Origin of the sequence: Klebsiella huaxiensis (assembly GCF_003261575.2) — a bacterium.
GTDB lineage: Bacteria > Pseudomonadota > Gammaproteobacteria > Enterobacterales > Enterobacteriaceae > Klebsiella > Klebsiella huaxiensis.
Genome location: NZ_CP036175.1, coordinates 994,291 through 1,013,096, shown reverse-complemented (window position 1 = coordinate 1,013,096; position 18,806 = coordinate 994,291). Strand labels below are relative to the sequence as shown.

Below are 18,806 nucleotides of genomic sequence, written 5' to 3'. Positions count from 1 at the left end.
TAACCGTCCTAAAATAGGACTTACGCCGCCCAGAATTAATCCTGGCACACTTATTGTTAGTTGATGGTATCGCTGTGATATCGCGCAGTCACAGCCATTAAGCCACTTTGCCGTCATTCCACTACCGGGACCTTATAATGAAAACTGTTAATGAGCTGATAAAGGATATCAATTCGCTGACCTCGCACCTTCATGAGAAGGATTTTTTATTAACATGGGAGCAGACGCCGGATGAACTGAAACAAGTCCTCGACGTCGCCGCCGCGCTGAAGATGCTACGCGCTGAGAATATCGCAACCAAAGTCTTCAACAGCGGATTAGGGATTTCTGTTTTCCGCGATAACTCCACCCGTACCCGCTTCTCTTATGCCTCGGCCCTCAACCTGCTCGGCCTCGCCCAGCAGGATCTCGATGAAGGCAAATCGCAAATCGCCCACGGCGAAACCGTCCGCGAAACGGCCAACATGATCTCCTTTTGCGCCGATGCGATCGGTATTCGCGACGACATGTATCTCGGCGCGGGCAACGCCTATATGCGTGAAGTCGGTGCCGCGCTTGACGACGGTTACAAACAGGGCGTGCTGCCGCAGCGTCCGGCGTTAGTTAACCTGCAATGTGATATCGACCACCCGACGCAGGCGATGGCGGATCTGGCCTGGCTGCGTGAACATTTTGGCTCGCTGGAAAACCTCAAAGGCAAAAAAATCGCCATGACCTGGGCGTATTCCCCCAGCTACGGTAAACCACTCTCCGTGCCGCAGGGGATTATCGGCCTGATGACCCGCTTCGGTATGGACGTCACGCTGGCGCATCCGGAAGGCTATGACCTGATTCCCGATGTTATCGAAGTGGCGAAAAGCAACGCCAACGCCTCCGGCGGCAGCTTCCGCCAGGTCACCAGCATGGAAGAGGCTTTTAAGGACGCCGACATCGTCTATCCGAAGTCATGGGCCCCTTACAAAGTGATGGAAGAACGTACCGAATTACTGCGCGCTAACGACCACGCGGCGCTGAAAGAGCTGGAAAGACAGTGTCTGGAGCAGAACGCGAAGCATAAAGACTGGCACTGCACCGAAGAGATGATGGAGCTAACCCGCGACGGCGAAGCGCTGTATATGCACTGCCTGCCGGCGGATATCAGCGGCGTCTCCTGTAAAGAAGGAGAAGTCACCGAAGGTGTGTTCGAAAAATACCGCATCGCCACTTATAAAGAGGCCAGTTGGAAGCCTTACATCATCGCCGCGATGATCCTCGCCCGCAAATATCCGAAGCCCGGCGTCCTGCTGGAACAATTGTTGAAAGAAGCGCAACAGCGCATGAAATAACCCCCGAGCCGACCCGCCGGTCGGCTTTCCGTTCCGGAGGCCAATAAGGATAGGATATGTCCGTTTTCACACTGAAGATCGATATTGCCGACAACCATTTTTATAACGGTGAAACGTCGCCCCTTTTTTCGCAAAAACAGGCCAAAGTGGCGCGCCAGTTCCATCAAAAAATCGCGGGCTATCGCCCAACGCCGCTCTGTGCGCTGGACAGTCTTGCCAGCCTGTTTGGCGTGAAGAAAATTCTCGTCAAGGATGAATCAAAACGCTTTGGGCTTAACGCCTTCAAAATGCTCGGCGGTGCCTATGCCATCGCCCGCCTGCTGTGCGAGAAATATCAACTTGATATCGAGACGCTCTCGTTCGCGCAGCTCAAAAACGCCATCGGCGAAAAGATGACCTTTGCGACCACCACCGATGGCAACCACGGTCGCGGCATCGCCTGGGCCGCGCAGCAGCTTGGGCAACATGCGGTGATTTATATGCCGAAAGGCTCCGCTCAGGAGCGCGTCGACGCCATTCTTAACCTTGGGGCGGAGTGCATCGTTACCGATATGAACTATGACGACACCGTTCGTCTGACCATGCAACACGCGCAGCAAAACGGCTGGGAGGTGGTGCAGGATACCGCCTGGGAAGGTTACACCAAAATTCCGACCTGGATTATGCAGGGCTACGCAACGCTTGCCGATGAAGCCGTAGAGCAGATGCGCGAAATGGGCGTTACGCCAACTCACGTACTGTTGCAGGCGGGGGTCGGCGCGATGGCGGGCGGCGTGCTGGGCTACCTGGTGGATGTTTATGGCCCGCAAAACCTGCGCAGCATTATCGTCGAGCCGGATAAGGCCGACTGCATTTACCGCTCAGGCGTTAAGGGCGACATCGTCAATGTCGGCGGCGATATGGCAACCATCATGGCCGGTCTGGCCTGTGGCGAACCTAACCCGCTCGGCTGGGAAATTCTGCGCAACTGCGCCACGCAGTTTATCTCCTGTCAGGACAGCGTCGCCGCGCTGGGCATGCGCGTGCTGGGTAACCCATACGGTGACGATCCGCGGGTGATCTCCGGCGAGTCCGGTGCCGTAGGTCTGGGCGTTCTGGCGGCAGTACACCATCACCCGCAGCGTCAGGCCCTGATGGCAAAACTGGCGCTGGATAAAGACGCCATCGTGCTGGTTATCAGCACCGAAGGCGACACCGACGTGAAGCACTATCGCGAAGTGGTCTGGGAAGGCAAACATCCGGTCACCCCGTAATCCCCTTATTAGAAAATAGCTCCCCAAGAGATACGGGAGCTATACCCAATGGATTTCAAGTTGCTTCGAGGCGGCAAGCGAGAGAATCCTCAGGAGCTTACTCAAGTAAGTGACTGGGGTGAACGAACGTAGCCAACAAAGAAGCAGCCTGAAAGACGACGGGTATAAAACTGGAGAACAATAATGGCTAAGCACATTCCCTTTAAACTGATTCTGGAAAAAGCACACGACTACCAGGCCGACATGACGCGCTTCCTGCGCGATATGGTCGCTATCCCCAGCGAGAGCTGCGATGAAAAACGCGTGGTTCACCGTATCAAACAGGAGATGGAAAAAGTCGGCTTCGATAAAGTCGAGATCGATCCAATGGGCAACATTCTCGGTTATATCGGTCATGGCCCGCGGCTGGTGGCGATGGACGCCCATATCGATACCGTAGGGATCGGCAATATTAAGAACTGGGAATTTGACCCGTATGAAGGCATGGAAACCGAAGAGCTGATCGGCGGACGCGGCACTTCAGATCAGGAAGGCGGCATGGCATCGATGGTGTATGCCGGGAAGATCATCAAAGACCTCGGTCTGGAAGATGAGTACACGCTACTGGTGACCGGTACAGTACAGGAAGAGGACTGTGACGGTCTGTGCTGGCAGTACATCATCGAACAGTCCGGCATTCGCCCGGAATTTGTCGTTAGCACCGAACCGACCGACTGTCAGGTGTATCGCGGACAGCGCGGGCGTATGGAAATCCGTGTTGATGTACAGGGAGTCAGCTGTCACGGCTCTGCACCAGAGCGCGGCGATAACGCGATCTTCAAGATGGGGCCGATTCTCAATGAATTGCAGGATTTGTCGCAGCATCTGGCTTACGACGAATTCCTCGGCAAAGGCACGTTGACGGTTTCCGAGATCTTCTTCACCTCGCCGAGCCGCTGCGCCGTGGCGGATAGCTGCGCTGTATCTATCGACCGCCGTCTGACCTGGGGCGAAACCTGGGAAGGTGCGCTGGACGAAATCCGCGCCCTGCCCGCCGTGCAAAAAGCCAATGCGGTGGTGTCTATGTACAACTATGACCGTCCATCATGGACCGGATTAGTTTATCCGACCGAATGCTACTTCCCGACCTGGAAAGTCGAAGAGGATCACTTCACCGTCAAAGCGCTGGTCAATGCTTATGAAGGACTGTTCGGCAAAGCGCCGGTGGTCGATAAGTGGACCTTCTCCACCAACGGCGTCTCGATTATGGGACGTCACGGCATTCCGGTGATCGGCTTTGGTCCGGGCAAAGAACCGGAAGCCCATGCACCAAACGAGAAAACCTGGAAATCGCATCTGGTCACCTGCGCCGCCATGTACGCCGCTATCCCGCTAAGCTGGCTGGCAACAAAATAATCATCCCTCTGCATCCCCCGGCTTACCGGGGGATTTCTGGAGTCTGCTATGCGCGTACTGATTAAAAACGGAATCGTCGTTAACGCTGACGGACAGGCAAAACAGGATTTGCTGATAGAAAACGGTATTGTTCGCCAGCTCGGCGACAATATTACGCCACAGCTACCTTGCGAGATCGTCGATGCGGCCGGCTGCTACGTCATGCCCGGCGGCGTGGACGTGCACACCCATTTCAACATTGACGTCGGCATTGCCCGTAGCTGTGATGATTTTTTTACCGGCACCCGTGCGGCGGCGTGTGGCGGTACAACAACCATTATCGACCATATGGGATTTGGCCCGACAGGCTGCCGGTTACGTCATCAACTGGAGGTTTACCACGGTTACGCCGCGCATAAGGCGGTGGTCGATTACAGCTTCCACGGGGTCATCCAGCATATCAATCATGCCATTCTTGATGAAATTCCGATGATGGTTGAAGAGGGGATCAGCAGCTTTAAGCTCTACCTGACCTATCAGTACAAGCTCAACGACGATGATGTGCTGCAAGCGCTGCGCCGCCTGCACATCTCAGGCGCGCTGACGACGGTCCATCCGGAGAATGATGCCGCCATTGCCTGCAAGCGCGCCGAGTTTCTTGCCGCCGGGCTGACCGCGCCGCGCTATCACGCCCTGAGCCGCCCGCTGGAGTGCGAGGCCGAAGCCATTGCCCGGATGATCAATCTGGCGCAGCTCGCCGGGAATGCGCCGCTGTATATCGTCCATCTCTCCAACGGTCTGGGGCTGGATTATTTACGCCTGGCAAGAGCTAACCACCAGCCGGTGTGGGTAGAGACCTGCCCGCAATATCTATTGCTGGATGAGCGCCGTTATGACGCACCTGACGGGCTGAATTTTATTCTCAGCCCGCCTCTGCGCAACGTCCGCGAGCAGGACAAACTCTGGTGCGGAATCAGCGACGGCGCAATCGACGTGGTCGCCACCGACCACTGCAACTTTTCGATAGCCCAGCGCCAACAGCTCTCTGGCGGCGATTTCAACCGCTGCCCGAACGGTCTGCCTGGCGTGGAAAACCGCCTGCTGCTGCTCTTTTCCAGCGCCGTGATGAGCGGGCGTATTACACCAGAGCGCTTTGTCGATATGACCAGCGCCATGCCGTCCAGGCTGTTCGGCCTGTGGCCGCAGAAAGGGCGGCTGGCCCCGGGTTCCGATGGCGATGTGGTGATTATCGACCCGAATCAAACGACGGAAATTCGTCACGCCGAACTGCATGACAACGCCGACTACTCCCCGTGGGAGGGCTTTCGCTGTACCGGGGCGATCGTCAGAACCCTTTCGCGTGGTGAAACCCTCTTTTGCAAAGGGGAATTTAACGCCAGAGCGGGCCGGGGCCGCTTCCTGAGACGCAAACCGTTTAGCCATCCCTGGCATACTGAATAAGTGAGGAAAAATGAGTAAGAAAATTGTTCTCGCCCTCGGCGGGAATGCGCTGGGAGAGGATCTGGCCGGGCAGATGCAGGCCGTCAAAATGACCTCTCAGGCGATCGTCGATTTAATCGCTCAGGGCCATCAGGTAGTGGTCACCCACGGTAACGGGCCTCAGGTCGGAATGATCAACCTGGCCTTTGAGGCGGCGGCGAAAACCGAAGCCCACACGCCGATGCTGCCGATGTCGGTATGCGTGGCGTTAAGCCAGGGCTACATCGGTTACGATCTGCAAAACGCGCTGCGCGAAGAGCTGCTGTCACGCGGGATGCATAAGCCGGTAGTGACGCTGGTGACTCAGGTGGAAGTTGATGCCCACGATCCCGCGTTCCTTAATCCGACCAAACCTATCGGTTCATTCTTCACTCAGCAGGAGGCTGAACAGCTGGAGAAACAGGGCTATACGCTGAAAGAAGATGCCGGTCGCGGCTATCGTCGCGTCGTCGCGTCACCTAAACCGGTAGACATCATTGAGAAAGAGACGGTCAAAACTCTGCTCGATGCCGGGCAGGTAGTGATCACCGTTGGCGGCGGCGGCATTCCGGTGATCCGAGAAGGTAACCATCTGCGCGGCGCCAGCGCGGTTATCGATAAGGACTGGGCCAGCGCCCGGCTCGCCGAAATGATCGATGCGGATATGCTGATCATCCTGACGGCGGTGGAAAAAGTGGCGATCAACTTCGGTAAACCTAACGAACAGTGGCTGGATCGCTTGTCATTAAGCGATGCGGAGCGCTTTATCAACGAAGGGCATTTCGCCAAAGGTTCCATGTTGCCGAAAGTCGAAGCCGCCGCCTCGTTCGCCCGTTCCCGCCCAGGACGCGAATCTCTGATTACCGTGTTGAGCAAAGCGAAAGAAGGAATCGAAGGTAAAACCGGCACCGTGATTTGCCAGTAGCCGGATAAGGCGTTGGCTGCTTAGTCGGGAAGGCTGGTATTTTCCCCGGAGGCGATGCTACGCATCTGTCCGGGCTACAAGTACGTGCAGTTTGGTAGCCCGGACAAGGTGCATCTGGCGCCGCCTCCGGGAGAGGTACCAGGCCTGATGGTTTGACGCAACTGCTTCCCGACTACAGGTTCACAGTCGTCTGAGGGTGAGTAGCCCACTCTATGCGACTTCCAGCACCTCGTTAGTCGATTTCACGCCCTGATGCATCAGCATCATCAGCGCTTCCAGCACACCGCCGCCAATCGCCCTCGCCTTATCAGAAACGCTGGTAAAATCAGCGGTCTCGCCGCGCGGGTCGATATCGCCAATCTTAAAGCCGCCGACCACAGCCAGACCATCGCTTAACAAGCCGCGCACCATGCCCGATAACGGCGCTTTAATTTCGCTTTCACCAATCCAGGCCACGACATCACCCTCTTCTACCAGATCGCCTAGCTTCACGTTGGCACGCATGATGCCTGCGGCGGGCGCGCGGATCACCCGACGCGCGGTGTGACCCATAATATTGCCGGGAACGCCGGTATTTTCCTGCGCGCAGCCCGAGTAAATCACCTGCCCCAGCCAGTGACCGCGATTGGTCTCAATCACCGCACGGCAATCCTCACCCGCGCGGAACCCTGGCCCCAGCGCAATAGTCACCGGCGCCATTTCAATATGAGTGCCCAGATTCTGTTTCGCCAGAATCGCATCGACCACGCAAACGGGCTTCAGCGCCTCAAGCGATGAACAGAAAGGGTCGACCAGTATCGGGATAATACCGCGTTCAGCCAGCGCAATCGCCTCTGCCGTCGTGCTCGCCAACCGGGCGGTTACGCCTTCGACCACCATTTCGCCGTCAAACGCTGCCTGGGCAAAAGCCACGCTGCGGCGGATAACCGTCGGTTTCTCAACCTCCAGCATGAACACTTTGAATCCGGCATGAAACAGACGCAGCGCCACACCGCTGGCGATATCCCCCGCGCCGCGAACCACCACGCGCTGGTGTCCGGACGGGTGCGCTGCTCGCATCATTAAGCCGCCGGGAGCATTGTTTTTAACCTGTAAGATTTCAGCCAGCACGCTCACTGCAATCTCCTGCGGCGTTTCGGCACCAATGTTATAACCCACCGGCGCATGCAGGCGCGCGAGATGCTCTTCATCAACCCCCTTCTCCCGCAGCTGGCGCATAAAAAGCTGAACCTTGCGGCGGCTCGCCAGCAACCCCAGCCATGCCACCGGACGCTCCACCAGCTTATCCAGCGCCTCGCGATCCTGATTATTGGTGGCGATCAGCACAAAGTTATCGGGGCGGATCTCCAGCGCATCCACCGCCGCGGCAAACGAGTCGGCACAGAGTAGCTGCACCGAAGGAGGAAAAGAGGCCGGATTTAAGCTTTCGCGATGGATATCCGCCACGGCGATATCAAACCCCAATAACGCCGCGCTCTGGGCAATAGCCCGATTCACATGCCCCGCGCCAATCAATACCAGCCGGGGCCGCAGCCCGTGGACGCTAATAAATACCGTCATCGCGCCGCCGCAATCTGAACCCACGGCATCGGTGCCGTTACGCGCCATTCGCCCATGAAACAAGCGCGGCTTTCGCTCCTCTAATGCCTGTAGCGCCTCGTCGATCACCTTACGCTCCACCATACCGCCGCCAATGGTGCCGACGATGGTTCCATCCTGATGGACAAGCATTTCTGCTGAATGTCGCGGCGTTGAGCCACGACTATCCACAATTTGCGCCAGCGCAAATGGGCTGTTTTGTTCTTCGAGTCTTGCCGCTTCTGTGAAAATATTCATAAAAACCTCAGTGGATATCCGTTCGGTAGATCCGGTCTCCCGGCGTCGCTATCTCACAAATCTGCGCAAAATCAGCGGGCGTTCCAGTATCGCGCCCAGCCAGATGGCATCCATATCTCCATTGCGCAAGAGCGGGTTCAGTTCGTCTTCAACCAGGCGATTCTCAGATTGAGAAAACTGGTTGAGGAACCAGATCCGTCGGCTGCCCAGCGGTACGTTTTTAAACGCGCCCTGCGGATGGCGAATGAGCCGGAGAAGGTGCCCGAACGTCAGCGGTTCATCCGCTGTCAGGCCGGTAATATCAGCAAACAACGGCCAGCGATGGACATTTTCCGCTCCCGTTTTCTCCCCCAACATATGCCCGCCCGTTACGGCAATCACGGAGCAGCTGCTTTCAGGTATGCAAGGTTCATGCTCATCCGGCGCTTTCAGCGGCAATCCGTGAGCGCCGTCAGCTTCCACTAAAATAACGTCGCATTCCTCTCGCGCAGCCAGCGCATCAATGGCGCTCGCCGAAAAACCTCGTGCTTTGCCCTCCTGCGCTTTCCATGAGTGAAAACAGGTTAAAATGGGTAATTTGAGATAGTGAGAAGGCAGAGCGGCAGGCTCCCGACAAAAGATCACCGGATAAGCGGAATCAGGCAGGAACATATGAGTCGTCGTCGTCACCACGACGCGCCGGCCGCTGGCATGGAATAACTGAGCCAGCGAGAAAATGGTGCTGGTTTTGCCTCCGGCCCCCACCACTGAAATAACCGAGGGACGGTTCTGCGCACCTAAGTCAAAGAACAATTCGGCGTTATCCGTTATATTTTCCTTGGTAACCATCAATCACCTTAAATAATGGACGCGCAATGCCAGCTATCGACTGTATTATTACCGCCGCGGGGCTTTCATCACGGATGGGAGAATGGAAAATGATGTTACCCTGGCAAGGAGGGACAATTCTTGATGCAAGTATCAAAAACGCCCTGCAATTTTGCAGTCGGGTTATTTTAGTCACGGGATATCGTGGCAATGAACTGCATCAACGTTATGCCAATATGCGTAATATTATTATTATCCACAACTCAGATTATGCTGACGGTTTATACTCTTCCGTGAAGGCTGCCGCCGCCGCCGTTGAGAGCGAATACTGCTTCATCACCCACGGTGACATGCCCTGCCTTACCGTTGGAATATTCAATAAAATGTGGTCGTTACGTAACACCAGTGCACTCATACCTTACTATCACGGCGTCCCTGGACACCCTATTTTGCTCACCCGAGAGTGCCTGCGGCAAGCTATCTCCCGGCCACATAAAAATATGCGTCAGGCATTGCTGGCGGGCGAGCATAATAGAGTAAAAATAAACAATCGCGAAATCACTTTAGATATCGATACACCAGAGGATTTTATTAACCTACATCATTGTCAATAAAATTTCTTACCTGCCAAGTTAAACGATTGCGTTCAAATAATCAAACCAGGCGTCTTTCGCACTTATCATAATGATACAAACCCACCCTTTTTGAGAAAATAAGATACTTTCGAGAAACGCTGACTTCATCAACGACCAGGACTGATTTTAATTCTCATTTGCGCAATGTGAGTTCTTTCACAAAGCAGACTTAACTTTAGAAGCGCTTCACAAAAAATTATATTTATGCCGTTCGCCAGCAAGAGTGGTGCGAATATTGCTCCATATCTCTCAGGCTACCGGTTTATCTATACCGGTCAATCAGTGAGAACTATATACCCTAAATAATTCAAGTTGCAGGAAGGCGGCAAGTGAGAGAGTCCCCAGGAGCTTACATAAGTAAGTGACTGGGGTGAACGAGTGAAGCCAACGCACATGCAACTTGAAGTATGACGGGTAAAGGAGAGGGTTATGGGGGATATTATGCGTCCCGTTCCGTTCGAGGAACTCTTGACGCGCATATTTGATGAATACCAACAGCAGCGCTCCATCTTTGGTATTCCCGAGCAACAATTTTACTCACCAGCCAAAGATAAATCGGTCAGCGTCTTTGGCGAAACCTGCGCTACCCCCGTTGGCCCCGCTGCTGGCCCGCACACCCAGCTGGCGCAAAATATTGTCACCTCCTGGCTCACCGGCGGCCGCTTTATCGAGCTGAAAACGGTACAAATTCTTGACCGGCTGGAGCTGGAAAAACCCTGTATCGATGCCGAAGATGAGTGCTTCAATACCGAATGGTCCACCGAATTCACCCTGCAAAAAGCGTGGGATGAGTACCTGAAAGCGTGGTTCGTTCTGCATCTGTTAGAGCAGGTTTTCCAGCCCTCGGGCGCGGAAAAGTCGTTTATCTTCAATATGAGCGTCGGCTACAACCTGGACGGCATCAAGCAGCCGCCAATGCAGCAGTTTATTGACTCAATGACAGACGCCTCCACGCAGCCGAAATTTGCGCAATATCGCGATACGCTTAGCCGCTGGCTGCACGACGATACCTTCCTTGAGCGCCACGGCCTGAGCGAGCAGCGGGAAAACCTGCGCGCGCTGCCTGCGCGCATTCCTGCCACCCTGGTTCACGGCGTAACGCTCTCCACCATGCACGGCTGCCCGCCGCACGAAATCGAAGCTATCTGCCAGTACATGCTGGAAGAAAAAGCGCTGAATACCTTCGTGAAGCTGAACCCGACGCTGCTGGGCTACGCACGCGTTCGCGAGATTCTGGATAGCTGCGGCTTTGCGTATATCGGCCTGAAAGATGAGTCGTTCGAGCACGATCTCAAACTGGCCCAGGCGCTGGAAATGCTGCAACGCCTGATGGTGCTGGCAAAACAGAAATCGCTCGGTTTCGGCGTGAAGCTGACCAACACTCTTGGCACTATCAATAATAAAGGCGCGCTTCCCGGCGATGAGATGTATATGTCTGGCCGCGCGCTGTTCCCGCTCGCCATCAACGTGGCGGCGGTGCTGTCCCGCGCTTTTGACGGCAAATTACCCATTTCTTATTCCGGCGGCGCCAGCCAGCTGACTATTCGCGACATTTTCGACACCGGGATCCGCCCCATTACGATGGCGACCGATCTGCTCAAGCCCGGCGGCTACCTGCGCCTGAGCGCCTGCATGCGCGAACTGGAGTCATCAGACGCTTGGGGCATGACCCACGTCGACGTTGAGCGATTAAACCGGCTGGCAGAAGACGCCGTCACCATGGCCTATACGCAGAAACACTGGAAACCGGAAGAGCGCATTGAGGTTGCTGAAGATCTGCCGCTGACCGACTGCTACGTCGCACCTTGTATTACGGCCTGCGCGATCAAACAGGATATTCCGGAATACATTCGCCTGATGGGCGAGCAGCGCTATGCCGACGCGCTGGAGTTGATTTATCAGCGCAACGCCCTGCCCGCTATCACCGGGCATATCTGCGATCATCAGTGCCAGTACAACTGTACGCGCCTGGACTACGACAGCGCACTGAACATCCGTGAACTCAAAAAAATCGCACTGGAAAAAGGCTGGGATGAATACAAGCAACGCTGGCATAAACCGGCGGGCTCCGGCTCACGCCATCCGGTTGCGGTCATTGGCGCAGGCCCGGCGGGACTTGCCGCAGGCTATTTTCTGGCGCGCGCGGGGCATCCGGTTACCGTGTTTGAGCGGGAAGCCAACGCCGGCGGCGTCGTCAAAAACATCATTCCGCAGTTCCGCATTCCGGCGGAGCTCATCCAGCATGATATCGATTTTGTCGCCGACCACGGCGTGAAATTCGAGTACGGCTGCGACGCGCATCTGACGGTCGAACAGCTAAAAAATCAGGGTTATCAGTATGTGCTGGTCGCCACCGGGACCGATAAAAACAGCGGTGTCACGCTGCACGGCAATAACCCGCACGTCTGGAAATCGCTGCCTTTCCTGCGGGAATACAATCTGGGTTCCACGCTCAATCTGGGTAAACACGTGGTGATTGTGGGTGCAGGCAACACCGCCATGGACTGCGCCCGCGCGGCGTTACGCGTACCCGGCGTGGAGAAAGCCACCATTGTATATCGCCGTTCGCTACAGGAAATGCCCGCCTGGCGCGAAGAGTATGAGGAGGCGTTGCACGACGGCGTTGAGTTCCGCTTCCTGAATAATCCGCAGCGCTTTGATGCCGACGGCACGCTGACCCTGCGGGTGATGTCGCTGGGTGAACCGGACGCCAAAGGTCGCCGCCGTCCGGTCGAAACCGATGAAACCGTAACGCTGCATGCCGACAGCCTGATCACCGCCATCGGCGAGCAGCAGGATACCGACGCCCTGAGCGCCATGGGTATTCCGCTGAATGAAAAAGGCTGGCCGGAGGTCAATGCCAGTGGCGAAACCCGCCTTGCCAACGTCTTTATGATTGGCGATGTTCAGCGCGGCCCCTCTTCCATCGTCGCCGCTATCGGCTCAGCCCGTCGGGCAAGCGATACCATCCTCTATCGGGAAAATATCCGCACCCACCACGCGGATAAACGCTGGAACAACGTCAGCCCGGCTGAAATCTACCAGCGCAAGGGGGAAATAGCGGTCGCGATAGTCAACAAAGACGACCGCGATGCCTTCGTCGCTCAGGAAGCCGAACGCTGCCTTGAATGCAACTACGTGTGCAGCAAGTGCGTGGACGTCTGTCCGAACCGCGCCAACATCTCTATTGCGGTCCCTGGCTTCCAGAATCGCTTCCAGACGTTGCATCTGGATGCTTACTGCAACGAGTGCGGCAACTGCGCCCAGTTCTGCCCGTGGCTGGGCAAACCTTACAAAGACAAAATCACCGTCTTTAGCCTGGCACAGGATTTTGACTCCAGCAGCAACCCCGGATTCCTGGTGGAAGATGACCGCGTGCGCGTGCGTCTCAATAGCCAAAGCTGGGTACTGAATATCGACAACGACGGCCAGTTCGCCAGCATCCCTCCGGGGCTGGATGAGATGTGTCGCATCATCAGCCATGTCCACCAGCAGCATCACTATCTGCTGGGCCGGGTGGAGGTATAACGATGTTAATTCTAAAGAATGTGACCGCCGTACAGCTCTATCCGGCAAAAGTGCAGGAAGGCGTTGATATCGCTATCGAAAATGACGTTATTGTTGAGGTTGGCGATGCACTGACCCGCCGCTATCCACAGGCTGACTGGAAGGAGATGCACGGGCGTATCGTGATGCCCGGACTGGTGTGCGCACACAACCATTTCTACTCCGGATTGTCGCGCGGCATTATGGCCAACATCGCCCCCAGCCCGGATTTTATTTCGACGCTGAAAAATCTGTGGTGGCGGCTGGACCGCGCACTGGACGAAGAGTCGCTCTACTACAGCGGGCTGATTTGCTCAATGGAAGCCATTAAGAGCGGATGCTCTGCGGTCATCGACCATCACGCTTCTCCGGCGTATATCGACGGCTCGCTCTCTACGCTGCGCAATGCCTTTTTGAAGATTGGCCTGCGCGGGATGACCTGCTTTGAAACCACCGACCGCAACGGTGGAGTCGATGAATTGCAAGCAGGCGTAGAGGAAAATATCCGCTTCGCCCGCCAGATAGACCATGCGCGGGCGATGGGCACGGAGCCCTATCTGGTGGAAGCGCATATCGGCGCTCATGCCCCCTTTACCGTGCCGGATGCCGGGCTATCCATGCTCAGCGAGGCCCTCAAGGTTACCGGGCGCGGGCTGCATATCCACGCGGCGGAAGATCTCTATGATGTCTCCCACAGCCACCATCTTTATGGCAAAGACCTGTTGGTTAGGCTGGCGGAATACGACCTTATCAACAGCAAAACGCTGGTGGCGCACGGACTGTATTTGTCGACAGACGATATCGCCCTGCTCAACGAACAGGATGCTTTTCTGGTGCACAACGCCCGTTCCAACATGAACAACCATGTGGGCTACAACCATCACCTCACCGATATCCGCAACCTGGCGCTGGGTACCGACGGTATCGGCTCCGACATGCTGGAAGAGATGAAGTTTGCCTTCTTTAAGCATCGCGATGCTGGTGGCCCGCTGTGGCCAGACAGCTTCGCCCGCGCACTGGCCAGCGGTAACGAACTGCTGAGCCGTAACTTTAGCGCCCGCTTTGGGCAGTTAGAGGCTGGTTATAAAGCCGACCTGACCATTTGCGACTATGCCGCGCCGACGCCGCTACTGGCAGACAATATCGCCGGACATATCGCCTTTGGCCTCGGTTCCGCCAGCGTTCATAGCGTGATGGTCAACGGCGTGTTGGTCTACGAAGATCGGCAATTCACCTTTGATTGCGATTCGATTTACGTCCAGGCCCGAAAAGTCGCTGCGGATATGTGGCGGCGTATGGACTCGCTGGCATAGCCCACGCCCTCTTTCGTGCTGAAAGAGGGATTGATGAGGAAAGATTATGATCGAGCAATTTTTCAAACCAGACTCTGTAGAACAGGCGCTGGAGCTCAAATCACGCTACCAGGATGATGCCGTCTGGTTTGCCGGGGGCAGTAAGATCAATGCCACTCCGACACGACCGGATAAGCGAATCGCCATTTCGTTACAGGACCTTGAGCTGGAATGGGTGGACTGGGACAACGGCGCGTTGCGCGTTGGCGCGATGACGCGTCTGCAAACCCTGCGTGATGCGCACTTCATTCCCGCCGCGCTACACGATGCGCTGGGCTTCGTCTACTCCCGCCACCTGCGCAACCAGTCAACCCTCGGCGGCGAAATCGCCGCCCGCCAGGAAGAGTCGGTGTTGCTGCCCGTTCTGCTGGCGCTGGACGCGCATCTGGTATTTGGCGACGGCAAGTGCCTGTCGCTGGAGAGCTATCTCGCCGATCCCGGCGCACGGCTGATCACGGAAATTGTCATTAAAGACCCCTTCCGCCCCTGCGCCACGCGCAAAATCAGCCGCTCACAGGCGGGGTTAACCGTTGTCACCGCGGCGGTTGCCATCTCAGAACACGATGGCGTACATATCGCGCTGGACGGTGTGGCCGATGGTCCCCTACGCCTGCGAGACGTGGAGTCGCAGCAACTGGAAGGCAGCGCGCTGGAGCAGGCCGTCGCCGCCGCAATTTTCCCTCAGCAGGATGTTCGGGGTAGCGTGGCCTATAAACGCTATATCACCGGCGTGGTTGTCGCAGACCTGTATGCCGACTGCCAGCAGATGGGCGAGGAGGTCGTATGATGATTCACTTTACCTTGAACGGCGCTGCGCGCGAGATGAAGGTCAATCCCGGCGCTAACGTACAGGCGCTGCTTTTCGGCCTCGGGATGCACTCGGTGCGCAACAGCGACGATGGTTTCGGCTTCGCGGGATCCGACGCGATTCTGTTTAACGGCCGCATCGTTAACGCTTCCCTGCTTATCGCCGCTCAGCTGGAACAGGCGGAGATCCGCACCAGCGAATCGCTGGGCAAATGGAATCAGCTCAGTCTGGTGCAGCAGGCGATGGTCGATGTCGGCGTGGTGCAATCGGGCTATAACGATCCCGCCGCCGCGCTGATTATCAGCGATCTGCTCGATCGTATCGCCGCCCCGACGCGTGAGGAGATCGATGATGCACTCTCCGGATTATTCAGCCGCGACGCGGGCTGGCAGCAATATTATCAGGTGATCGAACTGGCGGTGGCGCGTAAAGGCGACCCGCAGATCGCTATCGATAGCGCCCCGACCTTCCGCGACGATCTGGCGGTCGTCGGCAAGTTGTATCCGAAAACCGATGCGGCAACCATGGTGCAGGCCAAGCCCTGCTATGTGGAGGACCGCGTCACACCGGACGCCTGCATTATTAAAATGCTGCGCAGCCCGCATCCCCATGCGCTGATTACTCATCTCGACGTCAGCAAGGCCGAGGCGCTACCGGGCGTGGTTCACGTGATCACCCATCTTAACTGCCCTGATATCTATTACACCCCCGGCGGCCAGAGCGCGCCGGAGCCGTCACCGCTCGACCGGCGGATGTTCGGTAAGAAGCTGCGCCACGTCGGCGATCGCGTCGCGGCGGTTGTCGCAGAAAGTGAAGATATTGCATTGGTCGCGCTGAAGCTTATCGACGTCAAATATGAAGTGCTTAAGCCGGTGATGTCGATTGATGAGGCGATGGCCGATGACGCGCCGGTGGTTCACGATGAACCGGTGGTGTACGTCGCTGGCGCACCGGATACGCTGGAAGAAGATAACCGTCACGCCACCCAGCGCGGGGAACATATGATTATCAATTTCCCCATTGGCTCGCGCCCGCGCAAAAATATCGCCGCCAGCATTCACGGCCATATTGGCGATATGGAGAAAGGTTTCGCTGAAGCCGATGTGGTTATCGAGCGCACCTACTCCTCCACTCAGGCCCAGCAGTGCCCGACGGAACCGCATCTTTGTTTTACCCGCATGGACGGCGATCGTCTGGTTATTCACGCCTCGACCCAGGTTCCGTGGCACCTTCGCCGCCAGGTGGCGCGTCTGGTCGGCATGAAGCAGCACAAGGTTCACGTAATTAAAGAGCGCGTGGGCGGCGGTTTCGGCTCCAAGCAGGATATCCTGCTGGAAGAGGTCTGCGCCTGGGCCACCTGCGTCACCGGACGCCCGGTTTATTTCCGCTATACCCGTGAAGAGGAGTTTATCGCCAATACCTCTCGCCACGTCGCCAAGGTGACGGTGAAGCTGGGGGCGAAGAAAGATGGTCGCCTGACGGCAGTGAAGATGGATTTCCGCGCCAACACCGGCCCCTACGGCAACCATTCACTGACCGTGCCGTCCAATGGACCGGCGCTGTCGCTGCCGCTTTATCCCTGCGATAACGTCGATTTCAAAGTGACCACCTACTACAGCAATATCTGCCCAACCGGCGCTTATCAGGGTTATGGCGCGCCGAAGGGCAACTTTGCCATCACGATGGCGCTGGCGGAACTGGCGGAGCAGTTGCAGATCGATCAACTGGAGATTATCGAGCGCAACCGCGTGCATGAAGGACAGGAGTTGAAGATCCTCGGCGCAATTGGCGAAGGTAAAGCGCCAACGTCGGTGCCTACCGCCGCCAGCTGTGCGCTGGAGGAGATCCTGCGTCAGGGCCGCGAGATGATCCAATGGTCGTCACCGAAACCGCACGCGGGCGACTGGCAGACAGGCCGCGGCGTGGCGATCATTATGCAGAAGTCGGGGATCCCGGACATCGACCAGGCCAACTGCATGATCAAGCTCGAATCCGATGGCACCTTTATCGTCCACTCCGGCGGCGCGGATATCGGTACCGGACTGGATACAGTGGTCACCAAACTGGCGGCGGAAGTGCTGCACTGCCCGCCGCAGGAGGTGCATGTCATTTCCGGCGACACCGATCATGCGTTGTTCGACAAAGGCGCTTACGCCTCGTCCGGCACCTGTTTCTCTGGTAATGCGGCGCGTAAGGCGGCAGAAAATCTGCGGGAAAAAATACGCTTCCACGGCGCAGAGATGCTCGGGGAACCGCTAAGCGACGTTGAGCTGGTAGCCCCAGGCGTGGTGCGCGGTAAACAAGGGGAAGTGAGCTATGCCGATATCGCCCACAAGGCCGAGACCGGCACCGGCTTCGGTACGCTGGTCGCCACCGCCAGCTATATCACCGCCGATTTCGCCTTCCCGTACGGAGCGAACTTCGCCGAAGTGGCGGTGAATACCCGTACCGGTGAAATCCGCCTCGACAAGTTCTATGCGCTGCTGGACTGCGGTACGCCGGTTAACCCGGAGCTGGCGCTGGGGCAAATTTACGGGGCGTCGATGCGCGCCATTGGTCATAGCCTGACTGAGGAGATTCTTTACGACGCACAGGGCCATCCGCTTACCCGCGATCTGCGCAGCTATGGCGCGCCGAAAATCGGCGATATTCCGCATGATTTCCGCGCTGTTCTAGTGCCAAGCGATGACAAGGTCGGCCCGTTTGGCGCGAAATCGATCTCCGAAATCGGCGTCAACGGCGCGGCTCCGGCGATTGCCACCGCCATTCACGATGCCTGCGGCGTCTGGCTGCGCGAATGGCATTTCACGCCGGAGAAAATACTGAGCGCGTTAGGAAAACTGTAACCACAAGGGGCCGCTACGGCGCAGAGGAATCCCCGGATTGCGGCTAACGCCTTCTCCGGGCTACGGAAACGCAGACGACTGAAGGCTTGTGGCCCGGACAGATGCGCAGCATCGCCTCCGGGAAGATTCTGCGGTCTTCCTCCCGGGGGCGGCGCAAAGCGCCTTGCCCGGGCTACGGGAACGCAGACGACTGAAGGCTTGTAGCCCGGACAGATGCGCAGCATCGCCTCTGGGAAGATTCTGTGGTCTTCCTCCCGGGGGTGGCGCAAAGCGCCTTGCCCGGGCTACGGAAACGCAGACGACTGAAGGCTTGTAGCCCCCTCCAGGAAGATTCTGCGGTCTTTCTCCCGGGGGCGGCGCAAAGCGCCTTGCCCGGGCTACGGAAACGCAGACGACTGAAGGCTTGTAGCCCGGACAGATGCGCAGCATCGCCTCCGGGAAGATTCTGCGGTCTTCCTCCCGGGGGCGGCGCAAAGCGCCTTGCCCGGGCTACGGAAACGCAGACGACTGAAGGCTTGTAGCCCGGACAGATACGCAGCATCGCCTCCGGGAAGATTCTGCGGTCTTTCTCCCGGGGGCGGCGCAAAGCGCCTTGCCCGGGCTACGGGAACGCAGACGAC

General features: G+C 57.0%; 12 protein-coding genes. 10 read left to right on the top strand and 2 right to left on the bottom strand.

Going from position 1 to position 18,806, the window contains the following annotated elements; translation table 11 throughout:
* Positions 1 to 137 precede the first annotated feature (137 nt).
* The 5 genes from ygeW to arcC all read left to right on the top strand — a co-directional run bounded on the left by ygeW (position 138) and on the right by arcC (position 6,356).
* Positions 138 to 1,325, top strand: a complete 1,188-nt coding sequence (ygeW, locus tag DA718_RS04880; protein WP_130624347.1) for a knotted carbamoyltransferase YgeW — start codon at positions 138 to 140, stop codon at positions 1,323 to 1,325.
* A 56-nt stretch (positions 1,326 to 1,381) separates the two neighbouring features.
* Positions 1,382 to 2,578 (top strand): diaminopropionate ammonia-lyase, encoded by a 1,197-nt coding sequence (gene dpaL, locus DA718_RS04875; protein ID WP_112217321.1) that lies wholly within the window; start codon positions 1,382 to 1,384, stop codon positions 2,576 to 2,578.
* Between the two features lie 183 nt (positions 2,579 to 2,761).
* Positions 2,762 to 3,973, top strand: a complete 1,212-nt coding sequence (locus DA718_RS04870; protein WP_112217320.1) for a YgeY family selenium metabolism-linked hydrolase — start codon at positions 2,762 to 2,764, stop codon at positions 3,971 to 3,973.
* Between the two features lie 48 nt (positions 3,974 to 4,021).
* Positions 4,022 to 5,413, top strand: a complete 1,392-nt coding sequence (gene hydA / locus DA718_RS04865) for a dihydropyrimidinase (protein ID WP_112217319.1) — start codon at positions 4,022 to 4,024, stop codon at positions 5,411 to 5,413.
* A 10-nt stretch (positions 5,414 to 5,423) separates the two neighbouring features.
* Positions 5,424 to 6,356, top strand: coding sequence for a carbamate kinase (gene arcC / locus DA718_RS04860; RefSeq protein WP_112217318.1), 933 nt, complete (start codon positions 5,424 to 5,426; stop codon positions 6,354 to 6,356).
* Between the two features lie 210 nt (positions 6,357 to 6,566).
* Here arcC and yqeB read toward each other — a convergent pair whose 3' ends face one another.
* Positions 6,567 to 8,192 carry a selenium-dependent molybdenum cofactor biosynthesis protein YqeB gene (yqeB, locus tag DA718_RS04855; RefSeq protein WP_112217317.1) on the bottom strand — a complete coding sequence of 542 codons (1,626 nt, stop codon included), beginning with the start codon at positions 8,190 to 8,192 and terminating at the stop codon, positions 6,567 to 6,569.
* A 48-nt stretch (positions 8,193 to 8,240) separates the two neighbouring features.
* Entirely contained in the window at positions 8,241 to 9,020 is a 780-nt protein-coding gene (gene yqeC / locus DA718_RS04850) for a selenium cofactor biosynthesis protein YqeC (protein ID WP_112217316.1), read from the bottom strand.
* A gap of 26 nt (positions 9,021 to 9,046) precedes the next feature.
* Here yqeC and mocA point away from each other — a divergent pair, with 26 nt between their 5' ends.
* The 5 genes from mocA to DA718_RS04825 all read left to right on the top strand — a co-directional run bounded on the left by mocA (position 9,047) and on the right by DA718_RS04825 (position 18,186).
* Positions 9,047 to 9,613 (top strand): molybdenum cofactor cytidylyltransferase, encoded by a 567-nt coding sequence (gene mocA, locus DA718_RS04845; protein ID WP_112217315.1) that lies wholly within the window; start codon positions 9,047 to 9,049, stop codon positions 9,611 to 9,613.
* 450 nt (positions 9,614 to 10,063) lie between these two features.
* Positions 10,064 to 13,162 carry a putative selenate reductase subunit YgfK gene (ygfK, locus tag DA718_RS04840; RefSeq protein WP_112217314.1) on the top strand — a complete coding sequence of 1,033 codons (3,099 nt, stop codon included), beginning with the start codon at positions 10,064 to 10,066 and terminating at the stop codon, positions 13,160 to 13,162.
* A 2-nt stretch (positions 13,163 to 13,164) separates the two neighbouring features.
* Positions 13,165 to 14,493, top strand: a complete 1,329-nt coding sequence (gene ssnA / locus DA718_RS04835; protein ID WP_112217313.1) for a putative aminohydrolase SsnA — start codon at positions 13,165 to 13,167, stop codon at positions 14,491 to 14,493.
* A 46-nt stretch (positions 14,494 to 14,539) separates the two neighbouring features.
* Entirely contained in the window at positions 14,540 to 15,319 is a 780-nt protein-coding gene (ygfM, locus tag DA718_RS04830) for a molybdopterin-dependent oxidoreductase FAD-binding subunit (RefSeq protein ID WP_112217312.1), read from the top strand.
* On the top strand, positions 15,316 to 18,186 hold the full coding sequence (locus DA718_RS04825) for a molybdopterin-dependent oxidoreductase Mo/Fe-S-binding subunit (protein WP_112217311.1): 2,871 nt from the start codon (positions 15,316 to 15,318) through the stop codon (positions 18,184 to 18,186). Before ygfM ends, DA718_RS04825 begins: the two co-directional genes overlap by 4 nt.
* The last annotated feature ends 620 nt before the right edge of the window (positions 18,187 to 18,806 follow it).

Coding starts and splice junctions, on each gene's coding strand:
- ygeW (WP_130624347.1), top strand. CDS start 138: ATGAAAACTGTTAATGAGCTGATAAAGGATATCAATTCGCTGACCTCG.
- dpaL (WP_112217321.1), top strand. CDS start 1,382: ATGTCCGTTTTCACACTGAAGATCGATATTGCCGACAACCATTTTTAT.
- DA718_RS04870 (WP_112217320.1), top strand. CDS start 2,762: ATGGCTAAGCACATTCCCTTTAAACTGATTCTGGAAAAAGCACACGAC.
- hydA (WP_112217319.1), top strand. CDS start 4,022: ATGCGCGTACTGATTAAAAACGGAATCGTCGTTAACGCTGACGGACAG.
- arcC (WP_112217318.1), top strand. CDS start 5,424: ATGAGTAAGAAAATTGTTCTCGCCCTCGGCGGGAATGCGCTGGGAGAG.
- yqeB (WP_112217317.1), bottom strand. CDS start 8,192: ATGAATATTTTCACAGAAGCGGCAAGACTCGAAGAACAAAACAGCCCA.
- yqeC (WP_112217316.1), bottom strand. CDS start 9,020: ATGGTTACCAAGGAAAATATAACGGATAACGCCGAATTGTTCTTTGAC.
- mocA (WP_112217315.1), top strand. CDS start 9,047: ATGCCAGCTATCGACTGTATTATTACCGCCGCGGGGCTTTCATCACGG.
- ygfK (WP_112217314.1), top strand. CDS start 10,064: ATGGGGGATATTATGCGTCCCGTTCCGTTCGAGGAACTCTTGACGCGC.
- ssnA (WP_112217313.1), top strand. CDS start 13,165: ATGTTAATTCTAAAGAATGTGACCGCCGTACAGCTCTATCCGGCAAAA.
- ygfM (WP_112217312.1), top strand. CDS start 14,540: ATGATCGAGCAATTTTTCAAACCAGACTCTGTAGAACAGGCGCTGGAG.
- DA718_RS04825 (WP_112217311.1), top strand. CDS start 15,316: ATGATGATTCACTTTACCTTGAACGGCGCTGCGCGCGAGATGAAGGTC.